Origin of the sequence: Catellatospora chokoriensis, assembly GCF_011297315.1 — a bacterium.
Classification (GTDB): Bacteria; Actinomycetota; Actinomycetes; order Mycobacteriales; family Micromonosporaceae; genus Catellatospora; species Catellatospora citrea.
Genome location: NZ_JAAOTI010000018.1, coordinates 109,726 through 133,997, shown reverse-complemented (window position 1 = coordinate 133,997; position 24,272 = coordinate 109,726). Strand labels below are relative to the sequence as shown.

Here is a 24,272-nt window from a genome sequence, read left to right as displayed (position 1 = left end):
GTCACAGTCGTTCTTCGCCGGTAGCCGGGTGAGACAGGGGGAACGAGTCCCCAAGGTACAAGCCGCCGACCGACGAATCGTTTGAAATCGGGCGTGAGCTCGGTGACTTTCAGCATTTATTCGGCTTCTCTGCAGGGGGCATGCGGGCGGGCTCGGGCACACTGGCCACGCCCGATGATGCGCGCACCTGGTGGGAGTGGTCGATGAAACCGGAGAAGGGCGAGCAGCGCCGCCTGCTCGTGGTGGACGACGAGCCGACCATCGTGTCGCTGCTCTCGGCCAGCCTGCGATTCGTCGGCTTCGAAGTGCGCACCGCGGCCACCGGCGCGCAGGCACTGGCCGTGGCCGCCGAGTTCAAGCCCGAGCTGCTGGTGCTCGACGTGATGCTGCCCGACTGCGACGGCTTCGAGGTGGTCCGCCGGCTGCGGGCGGGCGGCGCGCACGTGCCCGTGCTGTTCTTGACCGCCCGCGACGGCGTGCAGGACAAGATCACTGGCCTGACGGTGGGCGGCGACGACTACGTCACCAAGCCGTTCAGCCTGGAGGAGGTCGTCGCCCGGATCCGGGCCGTGCTGCGCCGCACCTACACCGGCGCGGCCGCGCCCACCGACGACACCACGCTGCGCTTCGCCGACCTCGAACTCGACGAGGAGACCCACGACGTGCGCCGGGCCGGCAAGCTGGTGCGGCTCAGCCCGACCGAGTTCAAGCTGCTGCACTACCTGCTGGTCAACGCCGATCGGGTGGTCAGCAAGGCGCAGATCCTCGACCACGTCTGGCGCTACGACTTCGGCGGCGACGCCCGGATCGTCGAGTCCTACATCTCGCTGCTACGCCGCAAGGTCGACACGGTCGACCCGCCGCTGATCCACACGCTGCGCGGCTTCGGCTACTCCCTGCGGCTGCCGAGATCGTGAGACGGCTGATGCGCGGGCCGAAGCGCTGGTCACTGCGAGCCCGGCTGCTGGCCGGCGTGCTCGCGCTGGTCTGCGCCGGGTTCGTCGTCGCCGACACCGCCAGCGTCTCGCTGCTGCGGATGTACATGATCCAGCAGATCGACGACCAGCTCGACCTCGCCATGCACGACCTCACCAAGCGCGACCCGGCCGAGTTCACGCCCGCCGAGGTCGAGCAGTTCTCCAAGGAGCAGACCGAGGGCAAGACCTTCTTCGACGCGTACATCCTGGAGTTCCGCGACAAGGACGGCCGCGTCGAGAAGCGGTTCCCCGGCGACGGCGGCGGGGAGCGGCGCGGCTCGCCGGCCCTGCCGTCGCTGGACCTGGCCTCGGTGCGGCGGCTGGCCGACAAGCCGTTCTTCGTGCCCAACGAGGTGTCCTACCACCGGCACCCCGGCTACCAGGTGCTGGTGGGGGAGCGGGCCGACGGGCAGGGCAGCGTCGTCATCGCGTACGACCTCACCGGGGTGGCCAAGACCATGGCCCGGCTCGGCGCGATCGAGATCGCGGTGACGCTGGCGGTGCTCGGGCTGGCCACCGCGCTCGGCGTCTGGGTGATCAAGATGGGCCTGCGGCCGCTGACCGAGGTCGAGCAGACCGCCGAGGACATCATCGCGGGCGGTGACCTGTCCCGCCGGGTGCCCGAACAGGTCGGCCCGCGCACCGAGATGGGGCGGCTGTCGCGCACCCTCAACACGATGCTGGCGCAGATCGAGGGCTCGTTCGCCGAACGCACCGAGTCGGAGGCGCGGCTGCGGCGCTTCGTCGCCGACGCCTCACACGAGCTGCGCACTCCGCTGGCCGGCATCCGCGGCCTGGCCGAGCTGCACCGCCAGGGCGTGGTCACCGACCCGGCCGAGGTCTCCGTGCTGCTGGCCCGGATCGAGACCGAGGCGACCCGGATGGGCCTGCTCGTCGAGGACCTGCTGATGCTGGCCCGGCTCGACGAGCAGCGCCCACTGCGCAGCGAGCCCGTCGACCTGGTGCCGATCGCCGCCGACGCCATCGAGTCCGCGCAGCTGCGCGAGCTGGACCGGCCGCTGCGGCTGGAACTGCTCGACGGCGACCCGCCCGTGGTGCTCGGCGACGAGGACCGGCTGCGCCAGGTCGTCACCAACCTGCTCGGCAACGCCCTCACCCACACCCCGGCGGGCACGCCGGTGACGGTGCGGGTCGGCGTGGAAGGCGACCGGGCCGTGCTGCAGGTCATCGACAGCGGCCCCGGCCTGTCGCCGGCGCAGGCCGAGCGCGTCTTCGAACGCTTCTACCGCGCCGACCCGGCACGTGCCCGCGACCACGAGCGCTCACCCGCCGCCGGGTCCGGCCTCGGACTGTCCATCGTGGCCGCCCTGATCGCCGCGCACGGCGGCGAGGTCTGCCACCGCCCCACCCCCGGCGGCGGCGCCACCTTCCGCATCACCCTCCCCCTCTGCCCCGCGTGATCTCGTCACCTTAAGCGCGGGTTAAAGATCGGCAGTCACCTCTTGTGTGGCAGGGGTCACCGGATTAACTTTTAGCAAACTTAACTAACGGTTTCTTCGAGCTGCCTTTCGCCCCCAGGAGGGTGATCATGCAACGTAAACCGCTCCTCAACCTGTTCGTCGCCACCGCGACGGCGCTGGTCGGGACCGCTGTGGCCGTCGCGGTCGCGGGCACCGCCGGTGGCGCCGCCGTCGACCACAACGCCTGCCGGCCCGACGGTCTGTATCAGACCCCCGGCGTGACCGTGCCCTACTGCGACGTCTACGACACCAACGGCCGCGAGTCGATGGGGGCGGGTCACCCGCGCCGCATCATCGGCTACTTCACCAACTGGCGCACCGGCAAGAACGGCGCCCCGGCCTACCTGGCCAACCAGATCCCGTGGTCGAAGATCACCCACATCAACTACGCGTTCGCGCACGTGGACGGCACCAACAAGATCTCGATCGGCAACCCGGCCGAGGCGAACAACGCCTCCACCAACATGACCTGGCCGGGGGTGGCGGGCGCGGAGATGGACCCGGCGTTCCCGTACACCGGGCACTTCAACCTGCTGAACAAGTTCAAGAAGCAGTACCCGGACGTCAAGACGCTGGTCAGCGTCGGCGGCTGGGCGGAGACCGGCGCGTACTTCGACGGCAGCGGCGCGCGGATCGACTCCGGCGGCTTCTACCGGATGACCACCAACGCCGACGGCTCGGTCAACACGTCCGGCATCAACGCCTTCGCCGACTCCGTGGTGACGTTCCTGCGCACGTACGGCTTCGACGGCGTGGACATCGACTACGAGTACCCGACGTCCAACAAGGACGCCGGCCACCCGCTCGACTTCGCGCAGTCCAACGCGCGCCGGGCCGGCCTGAACGCCTCCTACCAGGTGCTGATGAAGGCGCTGCGGGAGAAGTTGGACACCGCCGCCGCGTCCGACGGCAAGTACTACATGGTCACCGTCGCGGCCCCGGCCTCCGGCTGGCTGCTGCGCGGCATGGAGTCCTACCAGGCCACGCAGTACCTCGACTACATCAACATCATGTCGTACGACCTGCACGGCGCGTGGAACCAGTACGTCGGCCCGAACGCCGCCCTGTACGACGACGGCCAGGACAACGAGCTGACCGCCGGCGGCGTGTACAACGCCTACGCCGGCATCGGCTCGCTGAACACCGACTGGGCCTACCACTACTACCGCGGCGCGGTGCAGAGCGGGCGGATCAACGTCGGGGTGCCGTACTACACGCGTGGCCACCAGAACGTCACCGGCGGCACCAACGGCCTGTGGGGCACCGCGGCCAAGACCGCGAACTGCCCCATCGGCACGCAGAGCCCCTGCGGCAACGGCGCGATCGGCATCGACAACCTGTGGCACGACCTGGACACCGCGGGCAACGAGGAGCCGGCCGGGTCCAACCCGATGTGGCACGCCAAGAACCTGGAGAACGGCATCGCCGGCTCCTACCGGGCGGCGTACGGCCTCACCCCCGCGACCGACCCGGCCGACACCCTGACCGGCACCTACGTGCGCAACTACTCCTCGACGCTGGTCGCGCCGTGGCTGTGGAACGCGCAGAAGAAGGTCTTCCTGTCCACCGAGGACGAGCAGTCCATCGGGGCCAAGGCCGACTACGTGGTGAACAAGGGCATCGGCGGCATCATGATCTGGGAGCTGGCCGGCGACTACGCGTTCGACGCGGCGGCCGGTGAGTACCGGATGGGCAACACGCTCACCAACACCATCGCCGCGAAGTTCGCCACCGCCTCGGCGTACGGCGCGAGCCGGTCCAACACGGCGCTGCCCACCCAGACCATCAACGTGGACGTGCAGCTCGGCGGGTTCGCCCTCGGCGACTCGAACTACCCGATCAACCCGAAGCTGAAGCTGGTCAACAACACGACCACCACCATCCCCGGCGGGGCGGTGCTGGACTTCGACTACGGCACCTCCGCCCCGGGCAACATGAGCCAGCAGTCCGGCTGGACGATGGCGGTCACCCCGGGCCACACCGGCAACAACGTCGGCGGCCTCAAGGGCGACTTCCACCACGTCAAGCTGACCCTGCCGAGCTGGCAGACGGTGGCCCCGGGCGCGTCGATCGAGCTGACGCTCAACTACGTGCTGCCGATCGCCTCGCCGTCCAACTACACGCTCACCTTCGGCGGGCAGACCTACAACCTGGCCGTCAACCGCACCCGGGGCGGGGTGGCCCCGACGGCCTCGCCGAGCACCCCGGTGTCGCCCAGCGCGTCGGCGTCCGCGTCGCCGAGCACCCCGCCCGGCACCTGCACCGACCCGGTGTGGAGCCCGACGCAGATCTACACCGGCGGCAACCGGGTGTCGTACAACGGCCGCGCCTACCGCGCCCAGTGGTGGACGCAGAACGAGACCCCGGGCGTCGCGTCGGTGTGGGTCGACCTCGGCCCGTGCACGGGCGGCAGCGCGTCGCCGTCGGCTTCGCCGTCGCCCAGCGTGTCACCGTCGTCGTCACCGCGGCCCTCGCCGAGCGTGTCGCCCAGCGCCAGCCCGTCCCCGTCGGCCAGCCCGTCGACCTCGCCGGGGGCCTACCCGGCGTGGGCGCCGAACACCGCGTACGCGGTCGGCGCGCGGGTGACCTATGGCGGTCGCTCGTACCAGTGCCGCCAGGCGCACACCTCCATCACCGGCTGGGAGCCGCCGAACGTCGGCGCGCTCTGGCTGGCCCTGTAACCGGTCCGTCCCGGCGCGCCGCCCCTTCCAACCGGCGCGCCGGGCCGGCCCTCCCGCCGTGAAATGTGATGCCGGTCATCGTCTGAGCAGGTCTGACAGCTCGGAGGGGGCCGGCATCCGGCATGATGGCGGCGTGGGGACTACCGCGTTCGTGCTCGGCGGCGGTGGCGTGCTGGGCGCCGTCGAGGTCGGCATGCTGCGCGCGCTGTTCCGCGCGGGCATCCGGCCGGACCTGGTGGTCGGGCTGTCCATCGGCGCGATCAACGCCGCGCTGGTCGCCGCCGACCCGGAACCCGAGGTCACCGACAAGCTGGTCCGGCTGTGGGCCACCCCCGAGATCAGCGAGGTGTACGGCGACTCGGTGCCGCGCCAGCTGCGCCGCCTGGCCACCCGTGCCCACCTGCACTCGCCCGCCCCGCTGCAGCGGGTGCTGGAGCGCTCGATGCGGGCCGGGGTCACCTTCGACGACATGCGCGTGCCGCTGCACCTGTGCGCGGCGAACATCGAGCGCGCCGAGGCGCACTGGTTCAGCGCCGGCCGGGTCGTGGACGCGGTGCTGGCCGCGGCGGCCCTGCCCGGCGTGCTGCCCCCGGTGGAGATCGGCGGCGAGCACTACCTCGACGGCAATCTGGTGGCGTACCCGATCAATCACGCCGTCGAGCTGGGCGCGGACGAGGTGTTCATGCTCCAGGTCGGCCGGCTGGAGCGGCCGTTGCAGCCGCCGCAGCGGCCGTGGGAGGCGACCAACGTCGCCATGGAGATCGCCCGCCGGGTCCGGTTCACCCGCGAACTGGCCGCCATCCCCGACGGCGTACGCGTACACGTGCTGCCCGGCGGGGCCGGCGCCGACGAGAGCCCCTGGGCGTACCGCGACGTCGCGGCCGTCGGCCGCCGCGTCAGCGCCGCCTACGCCGCCTCCCGCGACTACCTCTCCGCCGTCGGCCACTGACCCTGGCCCGTCGCGGCTCGCCGCGACGCGGCGCAAGGTCATCCGACTTGCCTGGCAATCGTGCGTATCTTGGACGGCCGTTCGCCCATGTGCCAGGCAAGTCGAGCGATCATCCACGGGCCGGGCTGGGTGGTCAGGCGACGCCGGGGGTGGAGTTGTGGGCGGCGCGTTTGGCGGCCCGGCCGGCGGTGAAGCCGAGGACCAGCTGGATGATGCCGAGCGCGATGAGCCACAAGCCGGTGATCCAGACCAGCACGGTGAGCGTGATGCCGGGCCAGAAGAACAGGACCAGGCCGGCGGCGATGCTGAGCAGGCCCAGCAGCACGGTGCCGATCTTCGGCCAGGTGCCGTGGGTGCGTGCGAAGCCGGTGACCACCTCGGCCACCCCGCCGACGATCCAGACCAGGCCCAGCACCACCGCGAGTACCTTGATCGAGTCGACCAGGTGCCGCAGGCAGATGATGCCGACGACGATGTAGAGCAGGCCCATCACGGCGATCAGGGCCCGGTGCCCGCCGCTGACGCCTTTGGCGGTCAGGCCCTCGACGACCCGGAAGATCCCGACGATGACGAGCCATACGCCGATCAGCGCCACGATCAGCACGAGCGTCTTCTCCGGCCAGAAGGTGAGCGCGAGACCCGCGGCGATGGAGATCAACCCGCCGATGATCGACATGCGCTTGAACGAACGCAACGCGTCGGCCTCGAGTGCCGCGTCTCCGTACGGATCAATCATGGTGCGAAGATAACTCGCAATATCTGTGATTTCTCCCTTTTCGGATGAGTAGCCTCAGGCTGAGATGAAAGGGGCAGTGATGAAGAGGGGTCCGCTCGAGTTCGTGGTCGTGGAGTTCGCCGGCCGCGTCCCCGGGCGTCACCTTGCACCTGAGCTGCATCGCCTGACCGATCAGGAGATCGTCCGCATCATCGACACGGTGGTGGTGGACAAGGCGGCCGACGGCGCCGTCACCTTGCACGAGCTGCGCGAATACCAGGGTGACGAGGACTTCGAGGCGATGGACCCGGCGATCCAGGCGGTCGACGGGCTCATCTCCGAACAGGACGTGCACGACCTGGCCGAGGCGATCACCCCCGGCGCGCAGGCGCTGGTGCTGCTGTTCGAACATCTGTGGCTGGCCGACGTCCGTGCCGTGGTCGCGGAGGCCGGCGGCGAGATCGTGGTCGCGGAACGCATCCCCGCCCCGGTGGCCGACGCGATCGAGGCAGCGGTGCACGCCGCGCCGGTGGGAGGCTGACATGCTGCTACGACGTCCGGTGGCGGGCCGGCGCGGGCCGGGCCTGCTCGGCTCGGTGGCGCGCACCGCGGTGGTGGCGGGCACGGCCACCGCCACCGCGGGCACCGTGCACCGCTGGTCCGAGCGCAGGCAGGCGGAGACGGCCCAGGAACAGGCCGCCCAGCAGGCTGTGCACGACCAGCAGCAGCTCGCGCAACTCCAGGCCCAGCTCGACGCGGAGCAGCCGCAGCCCGCGGCTTCACCGGTCCAAGGCGGTAGCGGGCAGTCGCAGCCCGCGGTTTCACCGGTCCACGGCGGTAGCGGGCAGTCGCAGCCCGCGGCTTCACCGGTTCAGGGCGGTAGCGGGCCGGCGCATCGCGTGGTTACACCGGTTCAGGACGGCACCGGGCAAGCGCAGCCCGCGGTTTCCCCGGCCCCGCCGGACGGCAGGCGGCAGCAGCCCGCGGCTACAGCTGTCGCGGCGTCGGGCGCGGCGGCTCCGACTTCCGCGGCGGTGGATCTGATGTCGCAGCTCAAGCAACTGGCCGACCTGAAGGCCTCGGGCGTGCTGACGGACGCGGAGTTCAGCGCCGCCAAGGCGAAGCTGCTGGGCACCTGATGACGGAGCCCGAGGACCCTGCCCTGTCGCCGTGGGAGCGGCGCCTCGCCGGCGCCACGCACGACCTACCCGAGCCGGCCCCGCCTGCCCTGCGGCGGACCGGCGGGGGACCGGCCCGCACGCTGCGCTGGATCGGCGCGTTCGTGCTCGCGCTGCTCGCGGCGGTGTTGGTGCTGGCCTCGGTGACCGCGCGCTACGCCCGCGCCGAGCTGCTCGACACCGACCACTACGTGGAGACCGTCGCCCCGCTCGCCACCGATCCGCAGGTGCAGGCGGCGATCACCGACCGCGTCACGCACGAGATCATGGCGCGGCTGCCCCTGGAGAAGCTCGCGGGCGACCTGGCCAGCGCGGTCAACCTGCCGCGCGTACAAGCGGTCATCGATCTGGTGCTGCCCGCCGTGACCTCCTGGCTGCAGGGCCAGATCCACAAGGTGGTGAACGAGCTGGTCACCTCGCCACGCTTCCCCGCGGTGTGGAACCAGGTCAACCGCACCGCCCACCAGAACATCGAGGGGTTGCTCACCGGCCAGGGCACGCCCATGCTGCACAGTTCGGGCACCGACGTCGTGGTGGACCTGGGTCCGGTGCTGGCCGCCGCGCGGCAGGAACTGGTCGATCGCGGCTTCGGCCTCGCGGCCCGGATCCCCGACATGTCCATCCCGTACACCGTCGCGCAGGTGGACCAGCTGCCGGAGATCCAGCGCTACGTGCGCCTGCTCGACGTCAGCGCGACCTGGCTGCCGCCGCTGGCACTGCTGCTGCTGGGGCTGGCCGTGTGGACCGCCCCGAACCGGCGGCGCGGGCTGATCCTCGGCCTGACGCTCAGCGCGCTGATGCTGGTCGTCGGCCTGGTCGCCAACCAGATGGTCCGCGACCGGGCGGCGCAGCGGGCCACCGAGCGGGGCCTGAATCGGGCGGTGACGCTGGACGTCTACGACACGGTGCTGCGGTTCCTGGTCACCGCGCTGGTCACGGTGCTGGTGGCGGCGCTGCTCGCGGTGCTGTGGGCGCTGCTGGCGGGTCCGTCGCGGCCCGCGGTGCTGCTGCGCAGCGGAGTGAACGCCGTGCTCGACCGGATCGCGCGGCCGCTGGCGCGCGAGACGTGGGCGGTGCGTACGGGCGCGTTCGTACGCCGTCACTTCCGCTGGTTCGCGATCGTGCTCGGCGTGCTGGCCGGCTGGTGGCTGCTGGCCCGGCCGTCGGTGGCGACGGCGGTGTGGGCGTTCGTGCTGGCAGCGCTCGCCACGCTGGTGCTGACGCTGGGTCGCCGGATGCCCGCCACGGTCCTCGAAGTCGCGACCACGACGGACGCCGCCGGGTCCGCGCCCGGCACTGCCACCGAGCCGGGGGCAGCGGCCACGGCGGGCGCGTCGGCGGTCGTCTCGTCCGGTGACGAGGCCGCCGAGCAGGACCTCACGGACGAGCCGACCCCCTGGGAGCTGTCGGAACCGCTGCCGACGGCGCAGGCCGCCCGGGCCGGCGCCGAGCAACCGGACACCACCGCGGACGAGCCGGGAAAGCCGCGCGAACGAGGCCCGGCCGGTCCGCCCTCGCCTTCGGACGGATCGCCGACCGACCCCACCGACCGAGCGGTCGATCCGTAACTGGCGCGGTTACGGCATGCTGACCCGCATGACCGAGCACGCGTCGTACCCCTGCCCGCTGTGCAGAGCCACTGCCACGCTGGACGGCCCCTGCCCCGGTTGCGGCCGTGCGCCGGACCCCGACGCGGCCGCGGTGCTGGCCTACGACGCGCAGATCACCGCGCTCGCGCCGCAGGTGGAGCAGGCGCGCAGCGCGTACGAGTCGCTGGCGGGACAGCTGACGCGACTGCGCCAGGACCGTGAGGTGTACGCGTCGCGGGTCCGCATGGCGGTGGCCCGGGAACACCCGGCGCACCAGCCCACCCTGCTCACGCTGCCGCCGACCACCAGCAGCCGGCCGCCGGCCGCCGGCACCGTCCCGCCGACGGCCGGCACCCTGCCGCCCGTCGGCCGGCAGCCGGAGTCCTCGCCGCGCACCGTGCAGAACCTGCTGTTCGTCCTGGGCGGGCTGCTGCTCGGCATCGCCGCGATCGTGTTCACCGCCGTGGCCTGGGCGACGTTCGACGTGGTCGGCCGGGCGCTGATCCTGGGCGTGCTCACGATCGGCGTGCTGGCCGTGCCGCCGCTGGTGCGCCGCCGCGCGCTGACCGCGACCGCGGAGACCTTCGCCGCGCTCGGCCTGCTGCTGGTCGTGCTCGACGGGTACGCCGTCTGGTACGTCAACCTCGGCGGCGTCGCCGACCACTGGGACCCGGGCTTCTACGCGGGCGCGGTGGCCACGTTCACCGCCCTGCTCGGCTACGGCTACGCGCGGGTCGTCGGGACGAGTGCGACCCGGTTCGGCGCGCTGCTGGCGGCGCAGCCCGCACTGCCCCTGTTCTTCCTCGAGTCGTCCGCCGACGTGGCGGGCTGGTCCGTCGTCTTCACCGCCGTGGCTCTCGGCGACCTCCTGCTCTACCAGGTGCTGACGGGGCCCGCCACCGCTCCGACGGCCACCGGCGAGCCGGCAGCCGGCGCGTCGGCACCGGACACGGCCAGGCCAGTCGCCGCGGACGATCCGCAGCGGGACATGGCCGCGGAGGCGGTGCCCGTAGATGAGCCGTCGTCTGACGAGCCGTCGGTCGCGGCGGCGGCCGTGCCGAGGCAGCCCGCGCAGGAACCGGTCACGGCCGGTTCGGTCCTGCCATCCGGCGCGGCTCCGGCGCAGCCTGTCGGGGATCTGCCGGGCCGGGCCGGGCTCCGGGTGCTGGCGGTGCTGGCATACCTGGCGATGCTCGGGGTCGGCGGCCTGCTGGCGCTGATCGCGTGGCTGCTCGGGACCGATCCGGACACCGCGGTCACCGGCTCGCTGGCGCTGCTCGCGGCGGCCGGGGTGCTGGCGGCCGGGCTCTGGCAGGCCGGCAAGGGCGCTTCCGGCGGGTTCGCCCTGCCCACGGCCGGTGGCGTGGTGACCGTGGCGCTCGCCGCGGCGCTGGCGCGGCCGGCGCTCGTGCAGTGGCCGAACCATTGGCTGCTGGTGATGGCGGGTGCCGCAGCGCTGGTGGCGATGCTGGTGGTGGTGCTCGGCGGACCGCTGGCGGCCCGGTGGTCCGGGGTCCGGGCCGGGCTGGCCGGTGGCGCGGCGCTGGCGCTGAGCGTGCCCGCGCTGTGCGCCGCGGGCTGGGCGCTGGGCGCGGGCTGGCAGTCGGTGCTGGACGCGACGCCGTGGTGGGCCGCCGAACCGGCGCGCTTCGACGGGTCGTACGGCTGGCTGCTGCCGGTGAGCCTGGCCCTGGTGGCCGTCGCGGCCTGGCTGCTCGCCGGTCCGCCGGGGCCGGCGGCGGTGCGGGCCTACGTCGCCGCCGGGGCCGTGCTGCTGCTCCCGCTGACGATGCCGGGCCACCCGGCGCTGACGCCGTGGGCGGCGCTCGCCTGCGATCTGGTCGCGGCCGCCGTCGCGCTGGCCGTGGCGCTGCTGCTGCGCCGCCACATCGTGCTCTGGGGCGTGGTGGCCGGGCTGCTGGCCGGCCACGCGCTGCTGGCCGGTGCGGGCAGCCCTGTGCTGTCGGCCTGGGCGCTGGGCGGCGTGGTGCTGCTCGGCCTGGCCGCGGCCGGGATCGGCTGGCGCAGTGCCCTGGTGCCGGACGGCGGAACCCGGACGGCCGCCGGGTCCGGCACGGTGAGCACCGCGAGCGCGCTGCACGGGGTGCGGGTGCTGGGCGGGGTGAGCGGCGCGGTGGCGCTGGCGCTGCTGCCGCCCGCGGTGCACAGCGTGGTGGCCGCGGCCGGCGTCGACGAACCGTGGTCGCGCCGCGCGCTGCTGATCGCCGCCGTCCTGACGCCGCTGTGGGTGTTCCTGTCACCCGCCCGGTTGCGGGACTACGCCGTGATCGGCGGCTTGGCGGGGGCGTTGTGGGCGCTGCCCGGCGGCCTGCCCGCGCAGGATTCCGCGGCGGTGTACGCGGCGCTGTGCACGCTGGCCCTGGCTCTGGTCGCGATGCAGGCCCGATGGGTGCGGGCGGAGACCCCGGCGCAGATCGTGCTGGCGCTGACCCTGCTGATGTGCGCCGAGGCGCTGCACCTGATCTTCATCGCGCCGCTGAGCTGGCTGGACCGGATCTGGGCGGGCGATCCCGTCGGCACCGGCCTGAGCGCCTACCCGAGCGACCGGCTGCCCTGGGCGTACGCCGTGGCGCTGCTGCTGCTCGCCCCTGCCGTCGCGGCGTGGTTCCGGCGGGGCGGCGGGCGGCTGATGGCCGTGTCCGGCGGGGTCGTCGCCGGGGTCGCCGGACTCGCGGCGCTGGCCGCCGCACAGGCGCCGTGGCCGACTGTCAGCGCGGTGCAGTTGGTGCTCGGCGCGGGCCTGCTGGTGCTGGTCGCGCTGCGGCCGTACGGTGCGCTCACGCTGGCGGGCGGTCTGTTCGGGACGCTGCTGACGGTGGCCGGGCTGGCCGGAACGCTGGCCGAGAAGTGGTCGACGATCACCGGGCTGGCGCTGGTGTCCGTGACGCTGGCCGCGATCGCGGTGGGCGGCCGGACCCGGCCGGCGCGCACCGCCGGCTGGCTGGCCGGGGCGGCGGCCAAGGTGCTGCTGGCGGTCGCGATCGGCGAGGCGGCCGAGCTGAGTTTCGAGGTCATCGCGTACCTGGTGCTCGGGGTCGCGGCGATCGTGCTGGGTCTGGCGTACGCGCCGTTCGCCCGGGAGCAGCGGGCCGCGGCGGAGGCGGCGGCGCACGCCGCGGCGCTGGTCGCGCTGTCGCTGTGCCATGGGGACGTGCGGTCGATCGCCCTGGTGCTGGCGCTGTGGGGGGTCGCGGTCGGACTGACCGTGCTCGCCGCGCCGCGCCCGCAACGGGTGCCGCGGGCCGCCGCGGCGGCGCTGGCGGAGGCGATCGCCTGGTGCGCGATCCTCGGCGCGAACGGCGTCGGCCTGCTGGAGGCGTACACCCTGCCGGTGGCTCTGCTCGCGCTGGCCGTGGGCTGGTATGCGGCACGGGCCCGGCCGGACCTGTCCAGCTGGCTGTACGCCGGTCCGGCGCTGGTCGCGGCGCTGCTGCCCAGCCTGGCGGGTGCGCTGACCGACGAGTCGGGCACCCCGCTGCGCCGGCTGCTGCTGGGCCTGGGCGCGCTCGCGGTCACCGTGTTCGGCTCGGTGCGCCGGCTGCAGGCGCCGGTGGTGCTGGGTGGTGGCGTGCTGCTGGTGCTCGCGCTGCACGAGCTGGTGCTGGTCCTGGCGTCGGGGCTGCTGCCGACGTGGGTGCCGATCGCGGTCGGCGGGGCGGTGCTGCTGGCGCTGGCCATCACGTACGAGCGGAGCCGCCGGGACGTGGCCCGGCTGCGGGGTGCCATCGGCCGGATGCGGTAACTCTCTCCCGCAGGGGCGTTCTGCCCGCAAGAATGGGGAGAGTGCCACATTAGGGGGGAAGATGGACTTCTGGGACGTCTTCTGGCTGTTGCTGATCTTCATTCCGCTGCTGCTCATCTGGGGCTTCGCGATCGTGGACATCTTCCGCCGCGACGACCTCTCCGGCTGGCTCAAGGCGCTGTGGATCGTGGTCGTCGTCCTGCTGCCGTTCCTCGGCACGCTGATTTACCTGATCTTCCGGCAGCCCGGAGCCACCCCGCAGGAGCGCCGGGCGATGGATCAGGCCAGTCGCGAGTTCGTGGAGAAGTACTCGCCGAACGACTCGGCGCAGCAGCTCAAACTGCTGTCCGACCTGCACGACCGGGGCAAGCTGACCGACGCGGAGTTCGCCGAGGAGAAGTCCAGGGTGCTCGACGCCGCCCGCGCGCAAGACGCACCGGCGGGCCCCGCGGGAACCCCGCCCACCCGGCCGGACCAGGGGCCGGCCTCCGGTCCGGGTGCGCGCCAGACCGGTCCCGGCGCGCCGCCCGCGGGACCCGGCGACCTCGGCGGACCCGCCGCGCCGTCCGCGAGCGCGGGCGGGGTCGAGCCGCCGCGCCGCCCGCGGGGCTTCGGCGCATAGACGGCGGGCTGTGACGCTGGACGTTTGCGGGTTGCGGCAGGTCGCGCACCGAACCTAGGGTCTTGCACTATGAGGTTCGAGGTCAGTCATGTGCTGGATGCGATCGAGCGGCGGCTGGGCACCGACCCGGCTCTCGCCGCCGGGGTGCTCGACGTGGCTGAATTGATCTATTGCGCCGACCTGGACGGCGGTCGCCCCGCCAACCTGGTCCGGCTCGGCATGGTGGTCGACGGGCTCGCGCGCCAGGTCGGCGAGGAGCACGTCTCGGCATACTGCGTCGTCGACAAGTCCCTGCTTTCCAACCAGGACCTGACCTCCAACGAGCGGATGGTGATGCGCCGCTGGGGCGACGACGGCGTCGTCGAGGTCGTGGTCGGCGCGGCCGCGCGGGTCGTGGAGGTCTCCGAGCTGACCGGCCTGCCGATCGTCTCGCGGGTGCTGCCCGCGGTGTGGTCGCCGCTGCCCGGCGCGGGTGGCGTCGTGCTGCAGCCGCGCGGACCGGTGCCGACCGGCCCGTCGCCGGTCGGCCGCCAGCTCACCGCGCGCTGGTGGCACTGCCCCGACCCGGACTGCGCCAACTTCGGCCCGGCCCGCCGCGGCAGCGGCCAGCCCGTGCCGCGCCTGCGCAACGGCCAGCCCATCTGCCCCCGGCACGACGCCCCGCTGGGCGACTCCGGGCCGCGCCCGCCGCAGCAGGTGCTGGCGGTGCGCGTGGACGGCGTGATCCGGACCCGCTTCGTGGTGACCGCCGCCGGACCCGTGGTCGTCGGCCGCGCCCCCGACGGCGGGCAGGGCCAGGTCGGCATCCAGCTCGGCCCGTGGCTGAGCGAGGACGCCCGAGCCAAGGTCAGCCGCGCGCACGTGTCGGTCGCCCTGTCTCCGCAGGGCATCTCGGTCACCGATCTGAGCATGAACGGCACCCTGGTCCGCCTGGGTGGCGCCGCCGACGGGGAGCTGCAGCTCAGCCGGGGTGCGACGCGCCAGCTCGGCGTGTCGGACATCGTCGAGCTGTTCCCCGGTGTCGAGATCGGGCGCATCGGGGCGCTGGCCAGCAGCCGGCCCCTCGACTCCGCCTCGGTCATGTCCGACGCCCCCACGATGACCTTCCGCCCCGGTTACTGACCCCGCCGGCCCGCCTCCCGCACGGCCCGGCCCGCCCACCGACTCAACTCTTAAAGACTTGCGGCCTCCGAGTGCATCGGAGGCAGCAAGTCTTTAAGAGTTGCCGCAGGAAGGGGCGGCGGGGTGGGCGGGTCAGGCCGCGCCGATGACCTCGGCGAGCTGGCGAACGGCCCAGGTGATCTCGTCTTCTTCGATGACCAGGGGCGGGGCCAGACGGATCGTGGTGCCGTGGGTGTCCTTGGCGAGCATGCCGCGGGCCATCAGCTTCTCGGACGCCTGGCGTCCGGTCATCACGCCCGGGTCGATGTCGACACCGGCCCACAGGCCGCGGCCGCGCACCGCGGTGACGCCCCGGCCCATCAGCGCGCGGAGCTGCTCGTGCAGCATCGCGCCCAGCTCGGCGGAGCGGCGCTGGTACTCGCCGGTCTCCAGCAGCTTGATGACCTCGATGCCGACCGCGCAGGACAGCGGGTTGCCGCCGAAGGTGGAGCCGTGCTGGCCGGGCTTGAGCACGCCGAGCACCTCGCGGCTGGCGGCGACGGCGGAGACGGGCACGATGCCGCCGCCCAGCGCCTTGCCCATGATGTGCATGTCCGGCTTGACGTCCTCGTGGTCCACGGCGAACGTGCGCCCGGTGCGGGCCAGCCCGCTCTGGATCTCGTCGGCCAGGAACAGCACGTTGCGGCTGCTGCACAGGGCGCGTACGCCGGAGAGGTAGCCGTCCGGCGGGACCAGCACGCCGGCCTCGCCCTGGATCGGCTCCAGCAGCACCGCGACGGTGTAGTCGTCGATGGCCTCGGACAGCGCCTCCAGGTCGCCGTACGCGACGATCTCGAAGCCCGGGGTGTACGGCCCGAAGTCGGCCCGCGCGTCCTCGTCGGTGGAGAAGCTGATGATCGTGGTGGTGCGGCCGTGGAAGTTGTCCGCCGCCACGATGATCTTCGCCTGGCCGTCCGGCACGCCCTTGACCTGATAGCCCCACTTGCGGGCCACCTTGATCGCCGTCTCCACGGCCTCCGCGCCGGTGTTCATCGGCAGCACCAGGTCCTGGCCGGTCAGCTCGGACAGCCGGTGGCAGAACTCGGCGAACTGGTCGTGGATGAACGCGCGGCTGGTCAGCGTGAGCCGGTCCAGCTGGGCGTGCGCGGCGGCGATCAGCGCCGGGTGGCGGTGGCCGAAGTTCAGCGCCGAGTATCCGGACAGGAAGTCCAGGTAGCGTCGTCCGTCCACGTCGGTGACCCAGCAGCCCTCGGCCTCGGTGATGACGACCGGCAGCGGATGGTAGTTGTGCGCGGTGTACCGCTCCGCCTCGTCTACCGCAGACGGCGTACGGCTGTCGACGATCGAGTTCATGACCGTAGCTCCAGGGTGCAGCACTTGGGTCCACCACCGGCCAGTCGCAGCTCGGAGACGTCGACTCCGATCGGCTCGTAGCCGGCCTTGCGCAACTCCTCCGCGAGGTGGGTGGCCTGGACCGGCAGCACGACGTTCTCGCCGTCGCTGACCGCGTTGAGTCCCAGCACCTCCGCATCCTCGATGTTAGCGATGACGGCGTTCGGGAACAGCTGACGCAGCACATTCTGGCTGCCCGGCGAGAACGCCTCGGGCAGGTACGCGATGTTGGCGGGCTTGCCGTCGGCGCCCGTCGACAGCACCGCGAGCGCGGTGTCGAGGTGGTAGAAGCGCGGGTCGACCAGCTGCAGGGTGATCACGGGGCGGCCGAAGATCTCCTGCACCTCGGCGTGCGAGGCGTGCGCGGTGCGGAAACCGGTGCCCGCCAGCACGTAGTCGCCGGCCAGCAGGATGTCGCCCTCGCCCTCGTTGACGTGCTTGGCGTCGTGCACCTCGTAGCCGGCGCGCTCGGCCCAGTCGCGGTAGGCCGGACCCTCGTCGGCGCGCTCGGCGTGCCGGAACTGCGCCGTGAACATCTTGCCGTCGATCACCGTGCCGCCGTTGGCGGCGAAGACCATGTCGGGCAGGCCCGCGATGGGGTCGATGAGCTCGATCTGATGTCCCAGGTTCTCGTACGTGGCCTTGAGGCTCTCCCACTGGCTGATGGCCAGAGTGGTGTCGTACGGCGCGGCCGGGTCCATCCAGGGGTTGATCTTGTAGGTGACGGCGAAGTGGGTGGGCCGGCACATCAGAAAGCGCTTCTGCATGGCACTAACGCTAGAGGGGAAGATCGCAGCATAACCATCATTCGGCCGTGCTTATGACCTTGGTTTCTTGCGTAATTGACCGTGTCGACCAACGATCTGTTGCGTCGACCCCGGGAGGCGCTTTCCGCGGCGTACGGCCGCCCGCTCCCGCCTCCGACCGTAGCGCGCCGCCCGGCGGCCGCCCGTCCGCGCGGGGCGGTTCCGCGCGGCGCTGAACTGTCGTTAAAGTGCGGCGCATGACTGACAGCCAGAGAGTAGCGATCGTCACCGGCGCGGCCCGGGGCATCGGCGCGGCCACCGCCCAGCGGCTCGCCGCCGACGGGTTCGCCGTCGCCGCCGTCGACCTCACCGAGGACAACTGCGCCGACACCGTCGCCGCGATCACCGAGGCCGGCGGCCGGGCCATCGCGGTCGGCGCGGACGTCTCCGACTCCGCCGCCGTGGACGCCGCCGTGGCGCACGTCGCGGCCACCCTCGGCGCACCGTCGGCGCTGGTCAACAACGCGGGCGTGCTGCGCGACAACCTGCTGTTCAAGATGAGCGACAGCGACTGGGACACCGTCATGTCGGTGCACCTGCGCGGCGCGTTCCTGTGCAGCCGGGCCGTGCAGAAGCACATGGTCGAGCAGAAGTACGGCCGGATCGTGTCCCTGTCGAGCACCTCGGCGCTGGGCAACCGGGGCCAGGCCAACTACGCCGCGGCCAAGGCCGGCCTGCAGGGCTTCACCAAGACGCTGGCCATCGAGCTGGGCCCGTTCGGCATCACCGCGAACGCGGTCGCGCCGGGCTTCATCGTCACCGAGATGACGGCCGCCACAGCGGCGCGCGTCGGCGTCGACTTCGAGGCGTTCCAGGCCGCGCGGGCGGCGGAGACCCCGGTGCGCCGGGTCGGCACCCCCGCCGACGTCGCGCACGCGATCTCGTACCTGGTCAGCGAGGGCGCCGGCTTCGTCACCGGCCAGGTCGTCTACGTCGCGGGCGGCCCCCGCGGCTGACCCGCCCGGCGGCCCGCGCGCCACGCCCCGATTCACATAAACGTTGGCCTATCTGATCGAGTTTTCGAAGATCGAACTCGATCAGATAGGCCAACGTCCATAAAAAGCTACTCGCGGGTATTGTGATCTAGCTCACGGCGTGGTTACCTCTCGGTAACTTTTTCGAAGCAAGGCCGACACCCCCGTGAGGTCCGCCGTGAGGAGATCCCTATCCCTCCTGACGGTGGTCGTGCTGGCGCTCGTCACCTGGCCCGCTCCCGCCCAGGCCGCCGCCCCGACCACCGGCTTCCGCTTCATCGACATCACCGTCCCCGACGGGACGGTGCTCAAGGCCAACGTCATCGAGCCGACCAGCCCCGGCCGGCACCCGGCGGTCGTCTTCCCGGCCAGCTGGTCGCTCAACGACCTGGAGTACATCGCCCAGGCCAACGCGCTGGCCCAGGGCGGGTACACCGTGCTGTCGTACACCCCGCGCGGCTGGTGGGCCTCGGGCGGCGAGATCGACACCGCCGGCCCGAAGGACATCGCCGACGTTTCCCGGGTGCTCGACTGGCTGATCGCGAACACCACCGCCGACCCGTCCCGCATCGGCATGGCCGGCGTCTCCTACGGGGCCGGGATCAGCCTGATCGCGTCCGGCCACGACGCCCGGGTGCGGGCGGTGGCGGCGCTGTCCGGCTGGAGCGACCTGGTCGCCTCGCTGTACGGCGGCGACACCCGGCGGCTGCAGTCCTCGGCCCTGCTGGTCGGCTCGGCGGCGCTGCTCGGCGACACCAGCGACGAGTTCGACGCGATCATCGGCGACTTCTACGCCAACCGGAACATCGCGGGGGTCAAGGAGTTCGCCCGGCTCCGCTCGGCGAGCACCTACCTCGCCGGGATCAACGCCAACCGCCCGGCGGTGCTGCTGGCCAACGGGTACGGCGACACCATATTCCCGCCGAACCAGCTGGTCGACTTCTACGGCGCGCTGGCCGGCCCGAAGCGGCTGGAGTTCGCGCCCGGCGACCACGCCATCCCCGAGCTGACCGGCCTGATCGGGCTGGACAACCACGTGTGGACCTCGGTGCGGCGCTGGTTCGACCGGTTCCTGTCGGGCCTCGCCAACGGCGTCGACACCGAGCCGCCGGTGGTGCTGCGCTCGCTGACCGGCGGGGCGGTGGAGTCGTACCCGAACTGGGCCGCGACCGCCACCTCGACCAGGCGCTACGGCCTAGGCGAGGTCAACTGGCTGACCGGCACCGGCAAGCTCGGCGGCGCGGCGACCACCGGCTGGTCCCGGCGGACCTGGTTCAACGACGACACGGTCGCCGCGGGCGGCATCGTGCTGCTGTCCAACGGGCTGCAGGCGCTGACCGGCATCCCGCCGACGGCCTGGCTGCCGGCGGTGGACCGGGACAACGGCGCGGTGTGGATCGGCGACGAGGCGTCGAGCGTGGTGCGCATCCGCGGCAGCGCGACCGTGCACACCCGGTTCACCCCGACCGAGCGCAGCGGCACCATCGTGGCCTACCTCTACGACGTCGACTGGGCCGGCACCGGCAAGCTGATCACCCACGCGCCGGTGTCCTGGCTGAACGCCACCGCGAACACCGCCCGCACGGTCGACCTCGCGCTGCCCGCGACCAGCTGGGACCTGCCCGCCGGGCACCGGCTCGCCCTGGTGGTCGACGGCCACGACGGCCTCTACCTGGACGAGAACGGCTGGCTGGGCTCGGTGCTGTTCTCCGGCCAGTCCTGGGTGGACGTGCCGGTGCGCTGAGGGACGAGATCGCTGTCCGGTGTCGGAATCTCGGGTCCAACCGCAGATTCCGACACCGGACAGCGATCATCGAAGGTGACGCCACGGGAGTGGGACCGAGGTCAGTCGGCGGTGCTGCCGCGCGGCGGCACCACCAGGGCGTAGATGACCAGGACGCAGAGCGCGATGTTGATCAGCGACCAGAACGGGTACACCGGCAGGTAGAGCATCTGGAGCAGGGCGGTCGCGCCGGCCAGGCCGATGCCCGCGCCGCGGGCCCACTCCTTGCCGGACCAGATGCCCGCGCCGACCGCGATCAGCACCGCGCCCAGCAGGACGTGCAGCCAGCCCCAGGTGTGCAGGTTGAACAGGTACAGCTCGCCCTGGGTCGACGTGGCGTACGCGGCATACCGGTCGTTGGCGATCGCGAAGATGCCCTCCACCACGTTGAACACCCCCAGTAGCAGAATGAGCAGGCCGGCGAACGACAGCCAGCCCGAGCCGATGCGCTCGGTCGCTTTCGCCACGGTCGACATAGCACCCACCTTCGTGCGAAACGGACGAAGCCCCTTCACGTTAGCGTCGAATGCACCCCTGATCAGGGCGAACGCCGGAAACAGCTCACGCCGCGCCGGGCTCGACCGGCTGCGCGTGCGTGTGCGCGGCGTGCCGGTGCGAGCGGGCGATCGCCCAGGCTGCCAGCGCGGTCGTGATCGGAACCGCGGCGATGAGGCCGATCGTGCCCACCACGCCGCGCACGATCTCGGCGGCCATCACCTGCGTCGACAGCACGTCACGGGTCCGGGTGCCCGCCGTGACGAGCAGGAGCATCAGCGGGAGCGAGGCGCCCGCGTACGCCAGGATGATGGTGTTGACCACCGAGGCGACGTGGGACCGGCCCACCTTGATCGCCGACCGGTAGAGCTGCCGCGCGCCCAGCGTGGGATCGGCCAGCGACAGCTCCCCGACGATGGCCAGCTGGGTGATCGCGACGTCGTCGAGCACACCCAGCGTGCCGATGATGATGCCGGCCAGCAGCAGGCCGCGCAGGTCCACCCCGGCCAGCACGTTGGCGAGGATCGCGGCCTCGTCGGTGCCGGAACCGGTCAGGTGCAGCAGGTTCGTGGTGAGCAGGCCGAGCAGCCCGGTCAGCACCAGCGCGGCCAGCGTGCCGAGCAGCGCCATGGACGTGCCCACGCTGACCCCGTGCGTCAGGTAGATCACCGAGAACATGATCGTGGCGGACCCGACGATGGCCACCCACAAGGGCGGCTCGCCGCGCACGATCGCGGGCAGGATGAAGGCCAGCAGCACCGCGAAGCTCACCACGAGGCCGACCAGGCTCGCCACGCCGCGCCAGCGGGCGAACGCGATCACCGCGGCGACGAACAACGCGACCAGCGCCAGCAGCCAGCCCCACCGGTCGTGGTCGACGACCGCATACCGCTGGCCGCCCTCGGCGTCGACCGACCCGATCAGCACCACGTCGTCGCCGACGCCGACGACCGGCGCGCTCGGCCCGGTCGGCACCACCGCGTCGACCACCTTGTCGCCGATGCGCACCTGCGCGGTGCCGCAGTCGCCGCCCGGCTGGGCCGGGACCTCGCGCGGGCAGGCGGGTGTCGCCGACACGATCTCGCCGTGCAGCCGCTGGGTGGTGTCGGAGGCCTGCTGCGGGGACGGCCCGCGCGGCCACAGCACGATCAGCCCGATCACGGTGGCCACGACCAGCGGCACGATGACCGCGGTGACGATCCGCCGCAGGTCAGCCGGGGCAGGTGGCAGCGACTCGCCAGGCTCGTGACTGTGTCCGGCCCCCATGAGCCGAACCTAGCCGCCGAACCCCGCGCAGTAGGGGCCTTTGCCCGGGTTGGGGGGTCCGGTCACCAGCACGGCGTACCGCCGGCCGCTGTCGGAGTAGGTCACCAGCACCCGGCCGTCGCCGCTGGTCACCAGCGCGGCCTGGAACAGCTCGCCGGTCAGCAGCGGCAGCGCCGCCCGGCGGGCCCGGTCCACCGAGCCGGGCGGGCAGTGCCAGAGCACCAGCCTGCCGCTGCCGTACTCGGCCGGGGCCAGCGGCACCGGGGCGGCCAGATCGGACTCCGTGCCCAGCACGTACAGGCCGGGGCCGTTCGCGGCGACCGCCACCGGCGCGTGGAAGGTGATCGCGTCGCCGCCCGCGACCAGCCGCGGCATGCCGGCGCCGGGCAGCAGCACGGCCTGGTCGGTGGCGCGCTCCGGTGCGCCGATCTCGGTGACGCGGGCGGTGTCGCACGCGGCCGTCGGGCACGTCGCGAGCCAGGCCCGGCGTCCGGCCGGATCGCGCAGCAGCACCGTCGGCCGGTCCGCGGGGTCGAGGGTGAGCTGCAGCAGCGGGGCGTACCCCGGAGCGGTGACCGTGCCCTCGGGCAGCCAGGCGCTCAGCTCGACCTCGACCGTGCCGAGCACGTCCAGCGACCGCCGGTTGCAGTGCACCGTGTTGCAGCGGGTGACCGCCAGCTGCACCCGCGGCCGGGCATCGGCCTTGGGCAGCAGCGGGCGGGCCGTGGCCACCACGACCGAGCCGTCCGGTCCGGCGGCGACGGCCAGGTGCGACTGGCCCTCCTTGCCGCCGCTGTGCCAGTGGGTGATGCCGTCCTCGCAGGTGCCCGGCTTGGGTCGGGAGTCGGCCGGGGCCCACGGTGCGGTGCAGCGCTGCATCTGCACGGCGTCGTCGCCGTCGGTCTTGACCGCCCGGTTCTCCCGTCCGCGGATGCCCGCCGAGACCACGTCGCCGGTGGCGGTGATCGCGGTGGCGGGCATCGGCGCGCCCAGCATCAGCGGTTCGGAGCTGCGGGAGCGGACGTCACGGCACTCGTCGTCGAGGCACCAGTGCGGGCCGTAGTCGGTGACCACGACCGGGTGGTGTCCGGCCGGCCACGCCGTGGCCAGCACCTCGCCGCTCCATGAGACGCCGTGCCGGCTCGCGTGCGGGCCGTCCCACGGGTCGGCGGCCGCGAAACCCAGCCCGAGCAGGGCCGGCAGCGACAGCGAGGCCAGTGCCGCGGCGAGCGCGGCGCGGCCGGTCCAGGGCCGGGCGAGCCTGGTGACGGGCCGGGTCGACTTCGCGAGGGGTCCGGTGAAGCTGACGACGGGCCGGGTGAACCTCGCGACGGGCCGGACGAGCTTCGCGACGCGCCGGGCGAGCCGCGCAATACGCCAGGCGAGCCGCGCGACAGGCCGGCCGGACCTCGCGACGGGCCAGGCGGCGTCGGCGAACAGCCGCGTGAGTGCGGCGAAGGGCCCCGTTCGCGCCACCGTGCCGTGCCGGGGACCCGTGGCCCGTTCGGCCGCGGTGAGGCCTGACGGGACGGTGGCGGACGGCTGCTGCTCGTCGGTGGCCGGGTCCGTCGGCGTGGGAACGGTGACCGAGGGGGACAGGGCCGACAGCGTCTGGTCGACCCGGTCGAGGTCGGCCTCCGCGCCACGGGCGCCCGCCGGACGGCGTTGCAGGTAGACGGTGGCGAGCACGGCCGCCTGCACGGCCGGCACGACGATCGCGGCCACGGCGGCGACCACCAGCGCGAGCGCGGGCTGCGCCTGGGTCAGCGCGGCCGCACCCATGCCCACCAGTGCGGGGGTCACCACCACCCCGATCGCCAGCGCCCCGCCGGCCGTCAGCATGCGGCCCGCGGCGAGCGCGTGCGCGTGCGACAGCCAGGAGGCCGCCCCGTCGCCCAGCACGATCGCGGGCACCGTCAGCAGCCTGCTGGCCAGCACGATCAGGGTCAGCACGAAGAGGGCGAAGACCGCCGCGGTGGCCACGTCCTGCGGCAGCGCGATGTCGAAGAAGGCGATGGCGAGCATGGTCACGATCTGCAGCCCGACCGCGGCGACCGCGAGCAGCAGCAGGGCCGGGACCAGCGCCGGCAGCCGCCGCAGGGACAGCAGCAGCGCAGCCCGGGGATCGACCGGGATGCCACGCACGCCGCCCGCCGCCACCGCGATGCCCGCGACCAGGGCCACCACCCAGCCGAGAGCGAGCGCGACCAGTCCCGCCCCGCCGGCGGCCGCCGCGGGCGCGGGGGTGAAGGACCCGTCCACGATCGTGGCGCTGCCGTTGAGCGCGAACATGCCGATGACCTCGCGGGCCAGCAGCGCGGGCACGAGTGCGGCGGCGGCCACTGTCAGCAGGCCCCGCGACCGCGTCAGCGTGAGTGCGGCGGCGTCGCGCAGGAGGGCCGGCAGGCTCCGGTTGGCGAGGCGCTCAGGAGTCGGCACCGGCGCAGCGTACCGGCGGCACCCGGGTCACGCCTATGGC

18 protein-coding genes are annotated in these 24,272 nt (G+C 72.8%); 12 read left to right on the top strand and 6 right to left on the bottom strand.

The window, feature by feature from the left end; genetic code table 11:
- Positions 1-203 precede the first annotated feature (203 nt).
- The 4 genes from HAV39_RS25925 to HAV39_RS25910 all read left to right on the top strand — a co-directional run bounded on the left by HAV39_RS25925 (position 204) and on the right by HAV39_RS25910 (position 6,088).
- Positions 204-917 carry a response regulator transcription factor gene (locus HAV39_RS25925; RefSeq protein WP_120321700.1) on the top strand — a complete coding sequence of 238 codons (714 nt, stop codon included), beginning with the start codon at positions 204-206 and terminating at the stop codon, positions 915-917.
- Between the two features lie 8 nt (positions 918-925).
- A complete protein-coding gene (locus HAV39_RS43340) occupies positions 926-2,398 on the top strand; it encodes a sensor histidine kinase (RefSeq protein ID WP_191841769.1) in 1,473 nt (490 codons plus the stop codon).
- Positions 2,399-2,526: 128 nt separating this feature from the next.
- On the top strand, positions 2,527-5,139 hold the full coding sequence (locus tag HAV39_RS25915) for a chitinase C-terminal domain-containing protein (protein WP_191841768.1): 2,613 nt from the start codon (positions 2,527-2,529) through the stop codon (positions 5,137-5,139).
- A gap of 133 nt (positions 5,140-5,272) precedes the next feature.
- Positions 5,273-6,088: a patatin-like phospholipase family protein gene (locus tag HAV39_RS25910; RefSeq protein WP_275413902.1), complete on the top strand. Its 816-nt coding sequence runs from the start codon at positions 5,273-5,275 to the stop codon at positions 6,086-6,088.
- A 133-nt stretch (positions 6,089-6,221) separates the two neighbouring features.
- On the opposite strand, the gene HAV39_RS25905 is transcribed toward HAV39_RS25910, so the two are convergent.
- Positions 6,222-6,824 (bottom strand): HdeD family acid-resistance protein, encoded by a 603-nt coding sequence (locus tag HAV39_RS25905; RefSeq protein WP_191841766.1) that lies wholly within the window; start codon positions 6,822-6,824, stop codon positions 6,222-6,224.
- Positions 6,825-6,903: 79 nt separating this feature from the next.
- Here HAV39_RS25905 and HAV39_RS25900 point away from each other — a divergent pair, with 79 nt between their 5' ends.
- From HAV39_RS25900 to HAV39_RS25875, 6 genes are all read left to right on the top strand, one after another.
- The gene (locus HAV39_RS25900; protein WP_191841765.1) at positions 6,904-7,344 is read left to right on the top strand and encodes a DUF6325 family protein; all 441 of its coding nucleotides are present in this window, start codon (positions 6,904-6,906) and stop codon (positions 7,342-7,344) included.
- Position 7,345: 1 nt separating this feature from the next.
- Complete coding sequence (locus tag HAV39_RS42845) at positions 7,346-7,942, top strand: SHOCT domain-containing protein (protein WP_239120212.1); 597 nt, start codon at positions 7,346-7,348, stop codon at positions 7,940-7,942.
- Positions 7,942-9,549: a hypothetical protein gene (locus HAV39_RS25890; RefSeq protein ID WP_191841764.1), complete on the top strand. Its 1,608-nt coding sequence runs from the start codon at positions 7,942-7,944 to the stop codon at positions 9,547-9,549. Before HAV39_RS42845 ends, HAV39_RS25890 begins: the two co-directional genes overlap by 1 nt.
- A 28-nt stretch (positions 9,550-9,577) precedes the next feature.
- Positions 9,578-13,333, top strand: a complete 3,756-nt coding sequence (locus HAV39_RS25885; protein ID WP_191841763.1) for an SCO7613 C-terminal domain-containing membrane protein — start codon at positions 9,578-9,580, stop codon at positions 13,331-13,333.
- Positions 13,334-13,394: 61 nt separating this feature from the next.
- A complete protein-coding gene (locus HAV39_RS25880; protein ID WP_191841762.1) occupies positions 13,395-13,955 on the top strand; it encodes an SHOCT domain-containing protein in 561 nt (186 codons plus the stop codon).
- A gap of 69 nt (positions 13,956-14,024) precedes the next feature.
- A complete protein-coding gene (locus HAV39_RS25875) occupies positions 14,025-15,077 on the top strand; it encodes an FHA domain-containing protein (protein ID WP_191841761.1) in 1,053 nt (350 codons plus the stop codon).
- A 132-nt stretch (positions 15,078-15,209) separates the two neighbouring features.
- Here HAV39_RS25875 and rocD read toward each other — a convergent pair whose 3' ends face one another.
- Together rocD and ddaH are read right to left on the bottom strand one after the other, a co-directional pair.
- On the bottom strand, positions 15,210-16,430 hold the full coding sequence (gene rocD / locus HAV39_RS25870; protein ID WP_191841760.1) for an ornithine--oxo-acid transaminase: 1,221 nt from the start codon (positions 16,428-16,430) through the stop codon (positions 15,210-15,212).
- Positions 16,427-17,236 carry a dimethylargininase gene (gene ddaH, locus HAV39_RS25865; protein WP_191841759.1) on the bottom strand — a complete coding sequence of 270 codons (810 nt, stop codon included), beginning with the start codon at positions 17,234-17,236 and terminating at the stop codon, positions 16,427-16,429. The genes rocD and ddaH overlap by 4 nt, the downstream gene beginning before the upstream one ends.
- A gap of 236 nt (positions 17,237-17,472) precedes the next feature.
- Here ddaH and HAV39_RS25860 point away from each other — a divergent pair, with 236 nt between their 5' ends.
- Both HAV39_RS25860 and HAV39_RS25855 read left to right on the top strand, forming a co-directional pair.
- Entirely contained in the window at positions 17,473-18,231 is a 759-nt protein-coding gene (locus HAV39_RS25860) for an SDR family oxidoreductase (protein WP_191841758.1), read from the top strand.
- 196 nt (positions 18,232-18,427) lie between these two features.
- A complete protein-coding gene (locus HAV39_RS25855; RefSeq protein ID WP_191841757.1) occupies positions 18,428-19,993 on the top strand; it encodes a CocE/NonD family hydrolase in 1,566 nt (521 codons plus the stop codon).
- 101 nt (positions 19,994-20,094) lie between these two features.
- Here the strand turns inward: HAV39_RS25855 and HAV39_RS25850 are convergent, their stop codons facing one another.
- The 3 genes from HAV39_RS25850 to HAV39_RS25840 form a co-directional block, all read right to left on the bottom strand.
- On the bottom strand, positions 20,095-20,508 hold the full coding sequence (locus tag HAV39_RS25850) for a DUF7144 family membrane protein (RefSeq protein ID WP_191841756.1): 414 nt from the start codon (positions 20,506-20,508) through the stop codon (positions 20,095-20,097).
- Positions 20,509-20,593: 85 nt separating this feature from the next.
- Positions 20,594-21,793 carry a YibE/F family protein gene (locus HAV39_RS25845; RefSeq protein WP_191841755.1) on the bottom strand — a complete coding sequence of 400 codons (1,200 nt, stop codon included), beginning with the start codon at positions 21,791-21,793 and terminating at the stop codon, positions 20,594-20,596.
- Positions 21,794-21,802: 9 nt separating this feature from the next.
- Complete coding sequence (locus tag HAV39_RS25840; protein ID WP_191841754.1) at positions 21,803-24,232, bottom strand: hypothetical protein; 2,430 nt, start codon at positions 24,230-24,232, stop codon at positions 21,803-21,805.
- Positions 24,233-24,272 lie beyond the last annotated feature (40 nt).

Coding starts and splice junctions, on each gene's coding strand:
- HAV39_RS25925 (WP_120321700.1), top strand. CDS start 204: ATGAAACCGGAGAAGGGCGAGCAGCGCCGCCTGCTCGTGGTGGACGAC.
- HAV39_RS43340 (WP_191841769.1), top strand. CDS start 926: ATGCGCGGGCCGAAGCGCTGGTCACTGCGAGCCCGGCTGCTGGCCGGC.
- HAV39_RS25915 (WP_191841768.1), top strand. CDS start 2,527: ATGCAACGTAAACCGCTCCTCAACCTGTTCGTCGCCACCGCGACGGCG.
- HAV39_RS25905 (WP_191841766.1), bottom strand. CDS start 6,824: ATGATTGATCCGTACGGAGACGCGGCACTCGAGGCCGACGCGTTGCGT.
- HAV39_RS25900 (WP_191841765.1), top strand. CDS start 6,904: ATGAAGAGGGGTCCGCTCGAGTTCGTGGTCGTGGAGTTCGCCGGCCGC.
- HAV39_RS42845 (WP_239120212.1), top strand. CDS start 7,346: ATGCTGCTACGACGTCCGGTGGCGGGCCGGCGCGGGCCGGGCCTGCTC.
- HAV39_RS25890 (WP_191841764.1), top strand. CDS start 7,942: ATGACGGAGCCCGAGGACCCTGCCCTGTCGCCGTGGGAGCGGCGCCTC.
- HAV39_RS25885 (WP_191841763.1), top strand. CDS start 9,578: ATGACCGAGCACGCGTCGTACCCCTGCCCGCTGTGCAGAGCCACTGCC.
- HAV39_RS25880 (WP_191841762.1), top strand. CDS start 13,395: ATGGACTTCTGGGACGTCTTCTGGCTGTTGCTGATCTTCATTCCGCTG.
- HAV39_RS25875 (WP_191841761.1), top strand. CDS start 14,025: ATGAGGTTCGAGGTCAGTCATGTGCTGGATGCGATCGAGCGGCGGCTG.
- rocD (WP_191841760.1), bottom strand. CDS start 16,430: ATGAACTCGATCGTCGACAGCCGTACGCCGTCTGCGGTAGACGAGGCG.
- ddaH (WP_191841759.1), bottom strand. CDS start 17,236: ATGCAGAAGCGCTTTCTGATGTGCCGGCCCACCCACTTCGCCGTCACC.
- HAV39_RS25860 (WP_191841758.1), top strand. CDS start 17,473: ATGACTGACAGCCAGAGAGTAGCGATCGTCACCGGCGCGGCCCGGGGC.
- HAV39_RS25850 (WP_191841756.1), bottom strand. CDS start 20,508: ATGTCGACCGTGGCGAAAGCGACCGAGCGCATCGGCTCGGGCTGGCTG.
- HAV39_RS25845 (WP_191841755.1), bottom strand. CDS start 21,793: ATGGGGGCCGGACACAGTCACGAGCCTGGCGAGTCGCTGCCACCTGCC.